This window comes from Paenibacillus alginolyticus DSM 5050 = NBRC 15375 (assembly GCF_000422905.1).
GTDB lineage: Bacteria > Bacillota > Bacilli > Paenibacillales > NBRC-103111 > Paenibacillus_E > Paenibacillus_E alginolyticus.
Window position 1 is genome coordinate 22,989 of record NZ_AUGY01000018.1, and the last position, 16,758, is coordinate 39,746.

The window sequence follows — 16,758 nt, forward strand, 5'->3', positions numbered from 1 at the left end:
CTCTCCTTTTTGGCGTCTATTCTTTAACCGATCCAATCATCGCACCCTTGGCAAAATACTTTTGAATAAAAGGGTAGGCAACAATAATCGGTGCCACAACCACGATGATCGTCGCCATCTTCAGGGAATCTCCCGTAAGCTGCATGCGCTCAAGCATTTGATATTGCGTCGTGCCGGCGGCCTGCATCAAGGATTCCCGAATCGCATCCTGTTTGGTCAGCATTTCCTGCAGCAAGGTCGATAAAGGTCTAAGCGAAGCGGTTCGGACAAAAAATGCCCCTGTGAACCAATCATTCCAATGAGTCACGGCTGTAAACAAGGAGATAGTTGCCAGCACAGGCTTGCTGAGCGGCATGATAATCCGCATAAAAATACCAAAGTCGCTGCAGCCATCCAGCTTTGCCGATTCCTCTAGACTGATGCTAATTTGCTGAAAAAACGTCCGCATGATTACCAAATTCCATGCACTGTATAGTCCAGGAAGGACATAGACCCAGATCGTATTGGTCAAATGTAGACTTTTGAGCAGCATATAATAAGGAATAATGCCGCCAGAGAACAACATCGTAAAAAAGACCATAAGCGTAAAAAATCGTACGCCCGGCATCGTCTTGCTTTTTAGCGTATAAGCAGCCATAGCTGCTAAAAACACGCCTGCAATGGTGCCTAGAGCCGTACGAAATATGGATATGGCAAATGCCTTTCCGATATTAGCCGATGTAAACACTTCACGATAATTTTCAAGCGTCCAAACGCGGGGCCAGAAATAGATTCCTCCTCTTTCCGCATCCTTACCTGCGTTAAAGGAAAGTGCCAGTATATTTAGAAAAGGCAATATGATGGACAGGCACAGGAGAATAATGAGTGCATAATTAACGAACTTAAATATTTTTTCACCTGCTGAGAGCTTATAAAATTCATTTCCCACGTTAATCTCTCCTCGTACTAAGAAGTGCGCTCCCGCCATGATCTGGGGGAGCGCCCGCTTCCCTACTCATCCATTCATTATTTGAGAATAACCTTTGTTTTAGGATCGCTGTCCTTCTTCATAAGCAGTTCTTCGAATTTGTCCAAGCCAGCTGCCTGCAATTGCTTCTTCGATGCATCTAGAATTTTTTGCGCTTCATCCATGCTTTTGGCATAGAACGCACGAATGACGCTATCATTGTAGTTCGTTAACGCTGTTTTTAATTCATTGCCTGTCGCTAGCTCGTTAATAAATGAAAGCGGACGATAGCCGTCGTTAATGATTGCGTTTTTCTTTTTCTCGTCATAGCCCCAGTACTCGGCAATTTTCAGAGGTGTCGCATTGGCTTCCGGTGAAACAGCATCGCCATACATCATTTCGCCGAAATCACCCAGCCTGTTGATATCCGTACTGCCGAGATAGCCTCCCCAGCTATTCCCTACTCCCTCAAAGCCAAGCTCCATTGCCGCTTTCGGATCTTTGTTCCGTAGCTCCAATACTTCTTTTTTGACCAACGGATTGCCTTTGGCATCCAGCGTAAAGTCTCTTCCCTCTAGACCATACTGCCAGAGCAGCTTGCCTTCACGACTGGCCAGGAAATCAGCGAATTTGACGATATCCTGCGGATTTTTCGTTGTTTTCGGAATCGACCAGGCCAAGGACCCGCTCTTATAGTCAACGGACATCCGGTAGTTTCCATCCACAGAATTAATAGGTCCAAGCGGAAGATAGCTCATATCTTTATTGAAGTCCAAATAGCTATGCATATCGCCGATAATGCCAAATGAACCGTTAATAGCTCCTTCAGTCGCTTTGTTTTCCTCCATCGCGTAATAATCAGGAGCCATTAGTTTATCCTTCAAAAGCTTCTGAACGAACTCAATACGCTTCATCGGATATTCCGTCTTGCTTTCGTGAACAATTTTACCTTCCTTGTTCTTTTCGAAGTGTTGGTCAGTCGCTCCCCAGGTCATATCATTGAACAGGGCTCCATTCTCGTGATTGCTATTGCCCCAATATCTAGGTCCAAGGGGGGTAACCACTTTTCCGTTTTTATCTTTGAAATTGCCATCTTTGATCTTCTGGGCCAATTCATACACTTGATCCGTTGTTTTAATCGTTCGAGGATCAACCTTCAGCGCTTCGGCAATATCTTTGCGTATGAAAGGTCCTCCGACATACTTGCGTTCTTCGTAGCCGCCCTCTCTTGGAATGTTCATATGGACAAAGTAACTGGAGCCGTTAAATTCCGGACGGAACATGACACCATTCTTCGTATCAAGCGGCAAATATTTATCATCCAAATATTTGCTGTATATCTTTGTACCTTTGATAAGAGGAGTCAGGTCAGTGAACATGTTTTCTTTGGCAGCTTTCAGAATGACTGGCATTTCTTGACGACCGCTGTTATTCAGATAATAAACGATGAAGTCCGGTAAATCATTGGAAGCCAGCCCTGCAATCAGACCGTCAATCGCATGCTGCGAGTTTACACCATCCATTTGCAAAGTAATCCCTGTCATTTCTTTCAGCTTCTTGGCAATCTCCGGATTGATGTCTTTCGTTATATCATCGCTGTCAATAAACAGAAGACCTTTGATTGTCCGGTCTGCAATCCAAGTTGCGGGCTTGCCGCTGCTGGCTGTGGTTGACGGTGTTGAGCTCGCATTGTCTCCTCCACCTGCTGGTTGACTGGAACTTTCACAACCGGCAAGCAGTAAACTCGCTGCCAAAGGCATGGTTACCCATTTGACCCATCTTTTGCTCATACAATACTCCCCTTATCCTTCAATTTTTATGAATAACACTCAAAGGTTCCCTTCAACAGTTGAAAAGCGGAAACCATGGTAACGTTACCATACTGATTCGTCAAAAAACTTTTTGGAGGCTCGATTAGCAGTTACAACAAGAATCAGTCCAATAACACCCTGCATTAAACCAACAGCCGTCGCATAGCCGTATTGTCCATTTTGAAGGCCTACACGAATGATATAGGTGTCAAGAATATCGGCTAATTCCATATTCCCTGGTGTTCTCATGAGATAAATTTGATCAAATCCCGCCTGGAGAATGCTGCCCAGCGACAAAATAAACAGGATCGAAATCGTTAACCGAATACCCGGCAAGGTAACATGCCAGATTTCATGCCATTTATTAGCGCCATCAATCTTAGCGGCTTCATGCAGCTCAGGATTAATACTGGCAATAGCGGCTAAATAAATGATGGAATCCCAGCCTATGCTTTGCCAAATATGGCTTCCAAACATGAGTGGATAAAAGTACTTACTCTCCATCATGAAAAAAGTGCTTCCATCTCCGCCGAAGAATCGGATCGCCTCGTTCAACAGTCCCGTTTCGGGAGCAAGCACCCGCTGCATAAGGCCAATGACGATAACCCAGGAAAGAAAATGCGGCAAATAGGATATGCTTTGTGTGATCCCGCGAAATCTTCGGCTTCTAACCTCATTGAACATCAGCGCAAGCAGAATCGGGAAAGGCAGCCCCAAAAATACTTTGATACTGCTGATAATCAATGTGTTTGTAATCAGCTTCCCGCTTTGATAGTCGTTAAAAAAGGCTTTGAAATACGTCAACCCCACCCAAGGGCTACCAAGGATTCCCTTGTTAAACTGATAATCCTTAAAGGCTAGCATGAGTCCACCCATCGGGATATACGAAAAAATAACGAAAAATACAATACAGGGAAGGAGCATGAGATATAATTGCTTGTGCTGTAGTATTCTTTTCCCCAGATCAGCATTTTTCTTCTTCACCGCAGCGCCAACTCTAGCTTGCGGCAGATTCGTTTCCATGTTATGACCACCTTCCTATGGGTTTCTGCAAAAACATCTGGTACCGATTCCATATTGCATAAAATAAAAAAATGAGCTGGAATTACACAAGCAACGTTATATGGAATCGCTTTCATATTGAAACTATTTCCAGTATAAATCCATTTTCTCCGTTTGACAACACAAATTTCATTTAATATTCTTAATTTTCTGTAAATAACTAATGGATCACTGTGCAGTGAATAAAAAAAGACAGCTTACGCCATCCTTCGTCATTTTGTGTAGGTTGATGCAGTTCGAATTACGTATATGTTTAAACATTTGCTTGCTAGCCCGTGTGTAATGTTGTATTTCTACAACTTTAGACAGGAAAATCCATGTTTTCCCCGCGAATTATTGTAAAAAATACAACAATTCTAGCCAAAAGTAGCTCTATAACACGGAAATAGGATAAATTGTTGTACAACGTACAACATCTGGAGCTTTCATAGAAGAAATCAAGCAAATTGTTGCACGAAGTACAACTTCGCGAATCCTGGGCGCGATTGAATGGCTAATTCTCCACTTCTACAAAAAACCAACAAACACAAGCTAGGAAACGAAACACTTAGATCAAAAAAATTAGAAAAAAACACCAGTAAACAAACACCAGAAAACAAGCATCAGAAAAAGTTTGCCACCTACCGAGTCAAATACTTATGCATATTTCCATATTCTCACTCAAACAACAAAGGGGTCCCGGGATTCGCGCGTGTTAAGTCAAAAAACATCCAGAACACATAGTCATTTACCCATATGTTTATGTATCCCCCCACAATCTCACTCAACTCAGTTAAATCAATAGCTAACCATGCCAAATAGGCGGAAGCTTAAACCTCCCCCTAACCCAACATCAATTAACAGAAAAAAATCATCATTCGGGTGATGAAGCGCAACCACTTATCCCCAACTTTATGCACACCTTATCCACAGACTGCGAAAATCATAATTTCCTTTAATTTCCTATACAAAAACAAATAAGCGCGGAAAACGCGCTTTCAGCAGGAGTTCCTCGAGCCGAAGCTCGTCGACAGTGTCTGAGAAGTCGGAAATCGACTTCTCAGCTGACCATCCTGTGCGTCCGTACTCCAAATAAGCGCGGAAAACGCGCTTATTCTTGCAGCCCCGTACAAATAAGCGCGTTTTCCGCGCTTTCAGCGAGAGTTCCGTGAGCCGAAGCTCGTCGACCGTAGCTGAGAGGTCGAATTGGACTTCTCTGATGACCGTCCTGAGTGTCCGTACTGAATAAGCGCGGAAAACGCGCTTATTCTTGCAGCCCCGTACACATAAGTGCGGAAAACGCGCTTATGTGTACGGGGCTGCCCTTAAAGAAAAGAAGAGCCTGATTCATCCAATACTTGGATGAATCAGGCTCTTCTATTTATTTCCCATTCTTCACTTCTTCGAGCATCGACAAATCGACGAAATTACGAAGGTCGAGCTCCTTTTTATTAATGCCCTTAATATAGCGGGCATCGATGGACACTTTCGCCATCTCCTCCATCACCTTGACGTCAACGTCGGTGGTAAGTTTCAAACGGCTCAGCGAAGCTTTGATCAAGCCTTTGTCCATCCCTTTGCCGCTGTATTGCTTCAGCTGGTTGTTGATGAGATCATAGGCTTGCTCCGGACTGTTCTGGATGAATGCTATGCCATCCCTGTTCGCCTTAATCGCGCCTTTCACCATATCCCGGTGCCGCGCAATGAACTTGTCGCTCGCGACCATGATGACCGTCGGATAGTCGCCGTTGTTCGGCGGGATCGCCTTCCAGTCGGCGACGACTTTGCCAAGCCCGGCCTTCTCGATCTGTGTCCCCCACGGCTCGGGGATGAGCGTCGCATCAATCTCGTTCTGACGGAAGGAGATCAGCGCATCCGACGGGGAGCGCACGATGAGGTGCGCACTCTCTGCACCTCTGCCCAAGCTCACACCTTCTTGCTGCAGCAGCATGCGCAGCGAGATTTCGTTAGTGTTTCCTTTGGACGGAATCGCGATTGTTTTATCTACTAAATCTTTAACACTATTAATTCCTGAGCCATTCCGGGCCACAAGCACCGCGCCGCCATTATTCGAACCGGATACGACCCGGTAATTCCCACTCTTCAAAAAGAAAGTTGTCGCAGGTCCAGGACCAACGAATCCGACATCGATATCCCCTGTCGCCATAGCGATAGACAAGTCAGAGCCGTTATCGAACGCCGTAACTTCGATCTTCACTTCGCTGCCCCATTCCCGGGCGAAATAACCTTTTTCCAGTGCGATATACGCCGCAGCGTGCGTGACATTTTTAAACACACCGACCCTAACAACCTGAGCCTTGCCAGAAGAAGTCAACTTCTCCCCGCATGCACTCAGGACCAAAACAGTGACCAAAAGCAGCATCAGCACCCATGCCTGTTTCCTCATCCGACTCACTCCCTACTCAAGACTTCGAGCCAGCGAGGCCGTAGCGCTCCAGCACTTTATCTTCGAGTTTCTTGAAGCAGAAGTGGTCAGATACCGTGCCCAGTACCGCGATAATAATGACAATACACAGCATCAGCGAGGTATCGCCAAGATTTCTTCCATCCTGCAATAGCTGGCCTAGCCCAGCCCCTTTGGCAATAAGCTCACCAGCAACAAGCGCGCGCCATGCGAAAGCCCAAGCTGTACGAACACCGTTGATCAAATGCGGGAACGCAGCAGGAATCATGACCTGCACGAATAGATTAAACCCATTGCCCGTTCCCATCGTCTGCGCGGCGCGCAAATAAATGGGTGGGATATTTTTGATCCCGGTACGGCTGGCCAATGCCATCGTCCAGGTTGCTCCGAGTGTTGTAATGAAAATGACCGAAGATTCGTTAAGACCGAACCAAATAATAGCAAAAGGCAGCCAAGCAATACTCGGAATAGTCTGCAAAGAAACCACCAGAAATCCAAGCGTATCATCCAGCATTTTGTAGCGTGCGAATAGGAACCCAAGGGTTGTACCAATCAGCAAAGATAAAGCAAAGGACACCAACAACCTCGCCATACTCGCAATTGTCGCTTGGAGCAGTTCTCCATGCACCAACCCGTCGTAGAAGGCTTGCAAGGTTTGGGTGGGCGAAGGGAACTTCCAGCCCCATCCGAATATTCTAAATCCCGCCTCCCAAGCTATCAGAAGCAGTACCAGAAAAATCGTTCTTCTTGATGATGTACTCATCGCCAGTCTCCTCCCTTACCACTTTCTCCAGCTCGTCAGCCAGCGCGTCCATAATCGAATTCTCCACATGATGGAGTACGGTGTCTGCGCTGTCCCGCGGTCTCGCTGCTTTCACGGCGAACTCCTTCTTAATCGTCCCAGGACGCGTGGACATCACGAATACACGATCCGAGAGGATCACGGATTCACGAATGTTATGGGTAATGAAGAGGATCGTTTTGCGCGTACGCATCCAGATTTCTTCCAGTTCTTTATGCAAAATAAGGCGCGTTTGCTCATCCAAAGCGGCGAATGGCTCGTCCATCAGCAAAATCTCCGGGTCCATGGCAAGCGCCCGAGCGATTGCAGCCCGCTGCTTCATCCCGCCCGAGAGCTCATGCGGATAACGATCTGTAAACCGGCTGAGATGCACCGCTTTGATCTGTTCCATCGCCAGCTCGTAACGCTCTTTTTTTCCAATACCCTTCTGCTTGAGACCGAAGGCTACATTGTCCAGCACCGTCAACCATGGGAATAGTCCATGCTCCTGGAACACGACGACACGGTCCGCTCCAGCGCCGGTCACCTTTTTCCCATTCACCTGAATAACGCCCTCACTCTGCGTATCGAAGCCTGCGACCAAGTTCAGCACGGTCGATTTGCCGCATCCGGACGGGCCCAGCAAGGAGACGAACTCCCCTTTTTCAATCGTTAAAGTGATATTATCCAGCGCCTGATAGCTGCCGCCTAATCGCTGAACAAACGTCTTACTAACGCCTTTAATCTCGATCAAAATGCCTACCTCCACTCGGGCAAGTCCCGTCGTTTTCATTTAAAACAGCATTTTTAACCCTGCCAAGCCAAGTCCGATGATGAACCCGCATATCGCACCGTTGACACGAATCCACTGCAAATCATCGCCTAGCTTATCTTCCATCAACTGGGTCAGCTTTTCGCCCGTCAGCTTATCCAGATTTTCTTTCACGAGTTGACCGATTTTGCTGTGATTTTGCTCCAAATAATCAGCTATTTTCTCTTGAATCCAGCTCTCGCCGCGCTGCAGCATATCCTCGTTTTCTTTCACCGATATCAGCATTTTACGAATGACCGGAACCACATACTGAGGCACAAAATCGGTCTGATCCACGTACTCCTCTGCCTTCGCCTTCAACCGCTCTAACAGCCCCGATAATTTCTCATCGATATCAAATAGACCCGGCAGCTTAGCCTTCAAACCTTCTAGCTCAGCCAAAAGCTGCGGATTCCGCTCAAGCTTGTTCAGTTCATTCCGAATAAAGGTAAGAACCGCTTCTCTGCGCGGATGATTCTTCGTCCGCATCTGCTCAATGTAGGAAAGAACGAAGTTCTGGATAATGCCGCCAATCTTCTCTTCATTCACCATACCGATGAACGCATTAACAGCAAATGCCATGAAACCATTCGACTGCAGCCCCTCTAACGCTTTGAGCGCCATAGCGCCCAGTTGATCGCGCGTATCCGTCTTAACAGCCCATGCTTCCACTTTATCGATAACAAAATCAAACGTTTTGCCGTCATAACTGCCGTCGACAATGCTGTTTACAATCGTGCGAACGAGTCGACTCGAATCTACGTCTTGGAGTGCTTTATGAATTTCCTCGGCCAACAGCGGCGTCAATTTGTCCAGATCAATCGCGTTTATGGCTTGTTTGGCAAGTGTCGAGAGACCTTTGTGAAGCGCGACATTGTCCAATTGGCTTTCCGCCAGCTCAAGTCCACGTTCAAGGAAACTAATTTGCTGCAAACGGACACGAATGGTTTCTTTGGAAAGCAGTTCATTTTCAACCGTCGAAACGAGCGCTTTCGTGATCCTCTCACGATTCTTCGGCAATAGGGCCGTGTGTGGAATCGGAATGCCAAGCGGATGACGGAACAGGGCACTAACCGCAAACCAGTCAGCCAAGCCGCCTACAACTCCAGCCTCAAAACCACCTTGTAAAAAGGTTCCCCATATGGTTGAAGATACTGGCGTGGGCAGTGTGGCTAGAAAGCCTGCTCCCATAACGCCTAAGGAAACTGTCGCTATATACTTTGCTTCTCTTTTCATCGTCATAACATCTCTTTCTACTCGAAGTTAATTAATCATTCCTTCTATTTTATCACAAAATGCGACGAAAACTGTTCTTGAACCTTTTTTTGTTGAATACACCTCGTTGATGCGTAATAAATGAGTGTGCATGGCTCAAAGTTTTAGTTATAGGAGGACGTTTTCCATACGATCGCCAAGCTTTACATCGGTGCTTTTACAGAACTGCGGAACCGCATTTTAAAAACAGACCCCGCACTACCGATCTCCTCTGAAACGATGATCCAGCTCTCTAAGGATATTTACCCTATTGTTCAAGGGTATTATCAATTCGAGGGCTATTTGCAGCATCTGCGCATTCAAAATAAAATCGTTGTCTCCTTGACTCCCGTCTACTTCAATGGGACCCTTTTGGAAAACGGAGAATATATCCGCATTCTGCACTATTGGATGAACAAAGCCGTCTTTTGACTAAGGAACCTTACGAGGCTCCACCTACATGCGACATTAATTCAAAAAAACCGCCATATGGCGGTCTTTTTTGTCGAAAGTTTAAATAGGCAGATTAACGGGAAAAAAGCATGCTAATTTCATGGAATCATCGTCTTCACGCCATATTACAGGATTTTTTCCAGTTAAGCAGCTCAGTTCCTTCATCAACGTAATATTAGCAGGAGGATTTCCTTTTAATTAAAGTAAGGAGGGAGCACTGACAGGCAGTGACAGGAGCATTTACACTATCTCTCGCCTTCCCACTCCGCGTAAAATTGTTCGAGATACTGCTCCATGAAGCGGTGCCGCTCCTCTGCCAGCTGCCTGGCGTAGGCAGTGTTCATAAGCTCCTTCAATTTCAGGAGCTTCTCGTAGAAGTGATTAATCGCGGTATCTTTCCCAGCGCGATACTCCTCCTCCGTCATATGCTCACGGGCCATGACGGTAGGATCGTGAATCGGGCGGCCTTTCCAGCCCGAATAAGCGAATACGCGCGAGATGCCTACCGCGCCTATCGCATCCAACCGGTCGGCATCCTGCACGACCTGGCCTTCCAGCGTGCGCATTGGCGGACGCGCGCCGCCCTTGAACGACATCGTGCTGATGATCTCCAGCACGTGCTGCACTTGCTCCGCTGGCGTGCCGCTGGCAGCGAGCCACGCCTCCAGCTCGCGCTGCGCAGCGGCTGGATCAGCATTCAGCTTCTCGTCGACGACGTCGTGAAGCAGCGCCGCAAGCTCGCAGACGAAGCCGTCCGCGCCCTCCTGGGCAGCAATGCGCTTCGTCGTCTGCACCACGCGATAAATGTGCCACCAGTCGTGGCCGCTGCTATCGCGCTCCAGCTTCTCCTTCACGAGCGCTTCCGCTGCGAGTAGAATTCCCTCTATCTTCGTTTGTTGCCCGTCATGAAGCGTCATTTCTTCTTTCTCCTCTTTCCTTCGGCAGACTTTCCTTCACTAGACTTGACTTCCAACGACTTCCCTACATCCTCCGTTTGGGGATCCATCATCTTCATTTCCGTATACTTCTGAATAATTTTTTTGAAGTTCTTGCCATATTTATCTTCCAGCTTTGCGCCCATATCCTGCTGCAGCTCATGGATCACCACATCGCGGAAAAAATTGTTCAACAGCAGCTCCACCATCGCTGGATGCTCTGTCATCATCGCCAGAGCCGGTTCATCGCCGCCTCGTGTTCCAACAATCGCCAGCTTGCGGTCGATCAGCAGCGTAAATTTTCGCCCATTGCGCTTCTGCCAACCCTGCTCGCGTCCGTGCTGGAATCGATGAGCCCCGCTTGGCAGCTCAGCTTCGCCAATCGTCGAAACCAGCAAGCGCACGCCTTGTGCTGGCACTTGCCTAAGAGCTTCCTTCAGAAGCTGCGCTTCTTCCGACCATAGCTCACAGAGCGCCTCTTCCTTCGCCTTTTTCAGCTCCGTTCGTATACGCTCGATGACCTTTGCGTCTCCCTCCAAGCTGAAGTACTCCGAGCGGTGCGCACCCTGCTTCGGCATATGCGTTTTCACATAGCGGATCGAGGCTTGCAGCTCCGCTTCAATTCGCTCGCCGATCTCCTCGATCGGCACGCTCTGATAATGCGTGGGCTCACCGTGACTCGTGAGCACAGCCCCCTTTTCCGCGAGCTTTTGCAGCGCGGAGTAGACATTCGAGCGCGAAACGCCAAGCTGCTTGGCGATTTCGTAGCCCGTCTGCGTGCCGTTTTCGGCGAGCACGTGCAGGCACTTGGCTTCTAGGTCCGTGAAGCCAAGATTTTTTAAATGCAGATGAACATCCTCCATGCCAGCTCCCCTTTTCATCACCCGTTATGATTTCTTGATCAATATTGTAACATGATTTTCACTTCAGGTTGTATAGACTTCTGCTTCCATCATCAGTACATCCGTCTTATACAATGACGGTCTTTTCGGGGCAAATAAAAAGGACCGGTCTGCAGCCGCATTGGCCACCCTCCGATCCTTTTTCTTAAATTGGTTTTACACTGCTGCGTTCCAATAAACATTTCGCCGTAAATTGGTCGGTTATGAGCACATTCGTATATTTGCCGCGAAGTGCGCCGTAAATGCCATCCACCTTCTTTACGCCACCTGCGATAAGAATTGATTGTTCTTTCTTTTTCAGCTCTTCCAGTTCAATGCCGATCGTTCGTTGGTTTAGCTCATCCGAGCAAATATTTCCATCTATATCAATATAGCGGGAGCAAATATCTCCAGCGCCTTTTTCATAAATTATTTTTAAGTCGGACTCCGAAAAGTAGTTCGCTTTAACCAATACGGAATCTTCGGTCGGCGCCCCAACCGTAACAATTGCAATATTTGATAGCCTGCCCAGATTAAGAATGTTGCGAATATGCCGGTCTGCCTCAATCGCATGTTTGACAACAGAATGATCAACAATAGCTGGCAGTGGTATGAAATAGGGTATTGTATGGAATGCTTTACCAAACAAATTTACAATCTCATAGGCATAGGTATTTATTTCTGAATGACTAACCCCCCCGTTTAACTGAACAACCTTGACATCCTTTAGAGGCTTAGACTTCAAATTACTAGCCAACTCATATAACGTAGTTCCCCACGTCATAGCAATAATGTCACCATCTTTGACTATCTCATCCAAGTATGTGGCTGCTTCTTCGCCCAAATACTTTTTGACGATCGCGTCTTCATACTGAGGTACGGATACAATGATTGCTTTCTTTAACTGAAATTTCTTCTCGATCTCTTTAGCCAGATACTCATTATTTCCCCTAGGATCTTTAATTCTGATCTCAACATATCCTTCTTCTTTAGCCTGTTGCAAAAAACGGGATACCGTCGGACGAGAAATACCAAATGTTTGTGCAATCTCTTGCTGGCTGTAATCCAACTGGTAATACATTCTGGCTGCATCGATGATTCTGGCTAATTTGTCCTCGGCACGTTCATCAGCCATCTGTAACCCACACTTTCAATTTATCTTAATTTCTTGCTAATTATATCCAGATTCCACTGAGATGGCAATCGCTCCCCCAATTATTTAACTATAAAAGTCCCTTGTATTGACTTGGATCCCACCGAGTAAGCGTAAGTACCTGGCTGCGGGTTGTTTAGCAAGAACACATTCTCACCTGACTTCAAAGGAGCGTTAATGTGCAGATCATTAGAAACCAATGTCATTCCTTCATCGGAGGAAGCTGATACAACAAAGACCGCCTTAATCATAATGCTTTTTTTAAAACTAATTTGCTTCGGGTTAAATCCCCCAGCGTTCAATTCAATCCTTGCCGTTTGAAGATCGTTCACTTCGTCATAGCGGGCTTCTTGCGATTGCGTTTGCCCTATTTGACCTAATGAAATGGTATCTTTCTGTACGAAGAGCAATATGCCCATACTACATACAAACAAACTATAAATGACACTTAAACCAACAACCGTTTGAACATTCGTTTTCTTTGTCCGTGGTGTTTTGGTTCTTTTATGAGGGCGTATCACACTAGATTGCCATTCAACTATTTTTAATAGCAGAAACAGTATCATGATCAATAAAACATCCGCGATAAATATCACTTTGCTAGACAGATAGAGCGTCATCCCAAAACGCATGCCAAGTATTGCTCCAAGTATGCCTGTTAAGATCGTGTTCCAAATCGTATACACACGATAGAAGTTACCTGCCGCATATCCAACACAAATGACAAAAAGCATCGAAACCACAAAAGACAAATACACATTATATTCAAACACTTGGATAGCTACGATACTAAATGCTGTACTAGTAACCACAGCAAGCAGAGTGATGATTGCTTTTCCAATTGCTCTATGCAAAGCCTCTTTATGCTTGTAGAAATTTAAAATGAAATAGCCTGCTGCCAAAGCAATAAGAACAAGACTGCCAATACCGAGCGCCATTCGGGCACCTCCATGTGAAATACTAAGATGACTTTATAGTTTACTTGCAAAATTCCAATCCGGATAGACATAGGGTACCGTCGGAGCGGTTGCCGGCTCGATGTTGTCAATGTTAATCTTCATTACTTTCTGTCCATGATACATCGTTTGGTCAATGGTTCCCGTTATCGTAAGCCATGAATCATTCTTATACTGGGCAGCATCCACTGTCTCACTTACGATTCCGTAAGGAGAGATATCCGCTATACAATGTGTCATGGCCATCCGCCCCAAAATAAATTGCGTTTCCGGTAATCCGTTCTCTCGATATACGAAACCAGTCATTTTAATTTGCTTTCCTTGGAAGTTTTCCACAAATGTGTTGATCGCTTGCAACTTCTCTATAAACCATTCATCTTTCATTTCAATTAGCTCATGGTTATATAATTGGATACCTAACTTGGCATAGTCCCGATTATAAACATTTGTCTTAAACATTTTTTTAAGCTCTGCATCGGCATTTCCATCGATTTCGACAAGCTCTGACGACCCCGCTTTGGCCTTCGCAGCAACGCCGCTAACATTCATTCCTTTGTTTTGTGCAAGTGAACCGGCAAGAGCCGTATTCGGCATTAAGGTGCCTAGTATAAGCGGTAATGCAAACAGACTGTAGATACCTACATGCATCCATATGGAGCGCAAAGGTCCGTGGCTGTGACTGTGTCTGAACTCATGATCTTGTTCATGAACATGGTCATGCCCACAATCACAAACGACCACTTTCTTTTTAAGGGAAAGAACTAAAATATAGATTTGAAAGCCAGCCATAATGACAAGCCCCGCAGCACTAACTTCAACATAGAACATCAAATGTGGCGCTATGTAAAGCAGCATATTTCCTGTAACAATTAGATAGATGACTAGACTCGCAAAGCCAATCAGTATACCTGTTTTAATCATGCGATGCACGGCTTCGTAATTCCAATTCATAGGCACTCGTTTCACCTCATTTCAATACGGTATATTCTAAGATTAAGGAACCTGCATAAACGAAAATAATAATTAACAGACTGAGTAATACGACAAACTTTGTTTTGAAAACGGCTAACATCATCAGTAAGCCTTTCAAATTCAGCATAGGTCCAAACACCATAAAGGCGATTAGCGACCCTTTGGAAAAGGTCGAAATAAATGACTGAGCAACAAAAGCATCTGAGGTTGAACAGAGAGATAGCAGAAAGCCCAGACCCATCATAAGCAAATTCGCGCTTCCTTCTCCTTGTCCTACAGCGACCAGACTATCCTGACTAACGAAGGTCTGCAGTATGCCAACGAGAAAGGCTCCGAACATCAAATACTTGCCCATTTCAAAAAATTCTTCAATCGCATGTCCCATAACGCTAACCAATTTGTTTGTGCCTTCAGGGGAATGGTCATGATGATGGTTATCTTCTCCAAGCACACTATCCTTCTCGCTCCAACGCAATGGATTGCTTTTGACAAACCGGTACACAATCAACCCAATCAATAGCGCGACGATAAAAGCCAATCCCATACGCGTGTAAACCATTTCGGGACGATTGCGAAAAGCGGTAAGGGTTGACCAGAACACAATTGGATTCAGAATTGGGCCCACTAGGATAAACGTTGTTGCTACATGAATCGGCATCCCTTTGCGAATCAACTTCCGGATCGCCGGTACCATGCCGCATTCACAGATGGGAAATATAATACCAAGCACACTTGCCGTAAGAATACCTAATAAGGGATTACGAGGAATTATTCTCCGAATCGCACGTTCAGATACAAACACTTGCAGAATCGCTGAGATGAAAACGCCAATTAATATAAACGGCATTGCCTCGATAATAATGCTTAGGAACATCGTCTTAAACAGCTGCAGCTTGGGGTGATGAAAGATGGTTCCGGGTGCGTAATTTGAGAAAACATATAAACATACGATACATGCAAGTAAAAGTGCAGCAAACAGATTGGCGCTAGACTTCTGGGGTTTCCTATGAATAGCTGCTTGATACAAAATAATACCTCCTACCCTGTATGATCTCGATGATTTTAAGCTTGGAATACCCTTTCGATCAACCATACCGCGCCTAACAACAACGCCAGACTAGAGCCTGAGATGACGATTCTTCTAGCATATTTAAAGCGATGAAGCATGTATAGAAGGGGAATCAACACGCCTACGATGGTGAGTTGGACCGTTTCGATCCCAAGGTTAAAACTGATTAAGTCAGTGGCCAACTCAGCTTTGGGAATTTCCATTTCTTTTAAAATGTCGGCAAATCCCATGCCGTGAATGAGTCCGAACAGGAAGGTCAATACCCAGCGAAGACTAACAGTCTGACGGGCAATATTTTCAAGCGCCACATAGCAAATACTAAGCGCAATCAGAGGTTCAACGATGGCGGGAGAAACATGAATGATATTAAATACCGTCAACGTTAATGTTAAACTGTGCGCAATTGTAAAAGCGGTGATCATTGTTGCGTACTGTTTAAATGTCTGACGAGCGATGAGCAATGAGAATAAGAAGAGCAAATGATCATAACCACCTAGAATATGATTCATACCCAGCTTGAAGAATGAAAACCAATCTGAGGGCGCGTCATTTTTCTTAACTGCATCCACTGCGTGACTGCCAACTGCCGACTTTTCATGATTTGGTGACGGCTGCGCCTTCATACTTTGCAAATCTTGTGACAAACCTGAAATTTCATTATCTGTAAGCATCATAGTCCAGCTGCGATTCTGAGCAGATAATGCCGACGTACTGCTCTCCGTTCCATAATGGATCGTTAAAAGATCAACATAATTGGCTTTCGAATCATTTTGATAAAATGTATCCTTCAAGGACACTGGCTTGCCGGCGGTTACTGGAGGATAGGCAGCTTTCAAAATGACCTTTGTCGCGTCACCTTGCCGATCCAGAGCAATGCTTTGAAGCTGCATTTCGGATTGGACTTCTCCGCCAATTTTTATAGTCAAATTCTGTTTAACAATGCCAGCAAACTTCTCTTTGATGCGTTCAAATTCTTCGGGCTCCAACATCTTGTTATCATTGCTGTCTCCGCCAGCCAACTCGATGACAGAAAGCTCATCAATGGCGAACGTTAACCCCGTTTGAGATTTAGTCAAATCCAACGTGGTGTAGCTCGCGCTATAAGCATGAGCATAGACCGCTTGCTTAAACGGTATAACCATAAGCATGACTGCAGTCAAGATACATAGAGCCATACGGCTGGCAGAAACAGATAGCCTGTACATGATTATCCCCCTGTCTAATATAAAAGTAAGAGGGATGCCATTCTTTCGAATGACACCCTCCCTGA

Annotated in this window: 14 protein-coding genes; all 14 read right to left on the bottom strand. The window is 45.7% G+C overall.

All coding sequences use genetic code 11. The features are described from left to right. Window positions 1-16 precede the first annotated feature (16 nt). The 14 genes from G519_RS0109935 to G519_RS0110005 all read right to left on the bottom strand — a co-directional run bounded on the left by G519_RS0109935 (window position 17) and on the right by G519_RS0110005 (window position 16,693). Entirely contained in the window at window positions 17-928 is a 912-nt protein-coding gene (locus tag G519_RS0109935) for a carbohydrate ABC transporter permease (RefSeq protein WP_244280084.1), read from the bottom strand. A 77-nt stretch (window positions 929-1,005) separates the two neighbouring features. Beyond that, a complete protein-coding gene (locus G519_RS0109940) occupies window positions 1,006-2,736 on the bottom strand; it encodes an extracellular solute-binding protein (RefSeq protein WP_029194548.1) in 1,731 nt (576 codons plus the stop codon). Window positions 2,737-2,820: 84 nt separating this feature from the next. Then, window positions 2,821-3,780 carry an ABC transporter permease gene (locus G519_RS0109945; RefSeq protein ID WP_051253296.1) on the bottom strand — a complete coding sequence of 320 codons (960 nt, stop codon included), beginning with the start codon at window positions 3,778-3,780 and terminating at the stop codon, window positions 2,821-2,823. Between the two features lie 1,399 nt (window positions 3,781-5,179). Then, on the bottom strand, window positions 5,180-6,205 hold the full coding sequence (locus tag G519_RS0109950; protein ID WP_029194550.1) for an ABC transporter substrate-binding protein: 1,026 nt from the start codon (window positions 6,203-6,205) through the stop codon (window positions 5,180-5,182). 16 nt (window positions 6,206-6,221) lie between these two features. Continuing rightward, complete coding sequence (locus G519_RS0109955) at window positions 6,222-6,986, bottom strand: ABC transporter permease (protein ID WP_029194551.1); 765 nt, start codon at window positions 6,984-6,986, stop codon at window positions 6,222-6,224. Beyond that, entirely contained in the window at window positions 6,919-7,758 is an 840-nt protein-coding gene (locus G519_RS0109960) for an ABC transporter ATP-binding protein (protein ID WP_029194552.1), read from the bottom strand. The genes G519_RS0109955 and G519_RS0109960 overlap by 68 nt, the downstream gene beginning before the upstream one ends. A gap of 39 nt (window positions 7,759-7,797) precedes the next feature. Beyond that, window positions 7,798-9,051, bottom strand: a complete 1,254-nt coding sequence (locus G519_RS0109965; protein WP_029194553.1) for a DUF445 domain-containing protein — start codon at window positions 9,049-9,051, stop codon at window positions 7,798-7,800. Between the two features lie 716 nt (window positions 9,052-9,767). Beyond that, on the bottom strand, window positions 9,768-10,439 hold the full coding sequence (locus G519_RS0109975) for an HD domain-containing protein (protein ID WP_036632562.1): 672 nt from the start codon (window positions 10,437-10,439) through the stop codon (window positions 9,768-9,770). After that, complete coding sequence (locus tag G519_RS42495; protein ID WP_051253297.1) at window positions 10,436-11,320, bottom strand: TrmB family transcriptional regulator; 885 nt, start codon at window positions 11,318-11,320, stop codon at window positions 10,436-10,438. Before G519_RS42495 ends, G519_RS0109975 begins: the two co-directional genes overlap by 4 nt. A gap of 184 nt (window positions 11,321-11,504) precedes the next feature. Beyond that, on the bottom strand, window positions 11,505-12,473 hold the full coding sequence (locus tag G519_RS0109985; protein WP_029194556.1) for a sugar-binding transcriptional regulator: 969 nt from the start codon (window positions 12,471-12,473) through the stop codon (window positions 11,505-11,507). A gap of 80 nt (window positions 12,474-12,553) precedes the next feature. Next, entirely contained in the window at window positions 12,554-13,429 is an 876-nt protein-coding gene (locus G519_RS0109990; RefSeq protein WP_029194557.1) for a cupredoxin domain-containing protein, read from the bottom strand. Between the two features lie 33 nt (window positions 13,430-13,462). Continuing rightward, window positions 13,463-14,398, bottom strand: a complete 936-nt coding sequence (locus G519_RS0109995) for a TIGR03943 family putative permease subunit (protein ID WP_029194558.1) — start codon at window positions 14,396-14,398, stop codon at window positions 13,463-13,465. 16 nt (window positions 14,399-14,414) lie between these two features. Then, window positions 14,415-15,446, bottom strand: coding sequence for a permease (locus G519_RS0110000; RefSeq protein ID WP_244280085.1), 1,032 nt, complete (start codon window positions 15,444-15,446; stop codon window positions 14,415-14,417). 35 nt (window positions 15,447-15,481) lie between these two features. Beyond that, window positions 15,482-16,693 (bottom strand): HupE/UreJ family protein, encoded by a 1,212-nt coding sequence (locus G519_RS0110005; protein ID WP_029194560.1) that lies wholly within the window; start codon window positions 16,691-16,693, stop codon window positions 15,482-15,484. Window positions 16,694-16,758 lie beyond the last annotated feature (65 nt).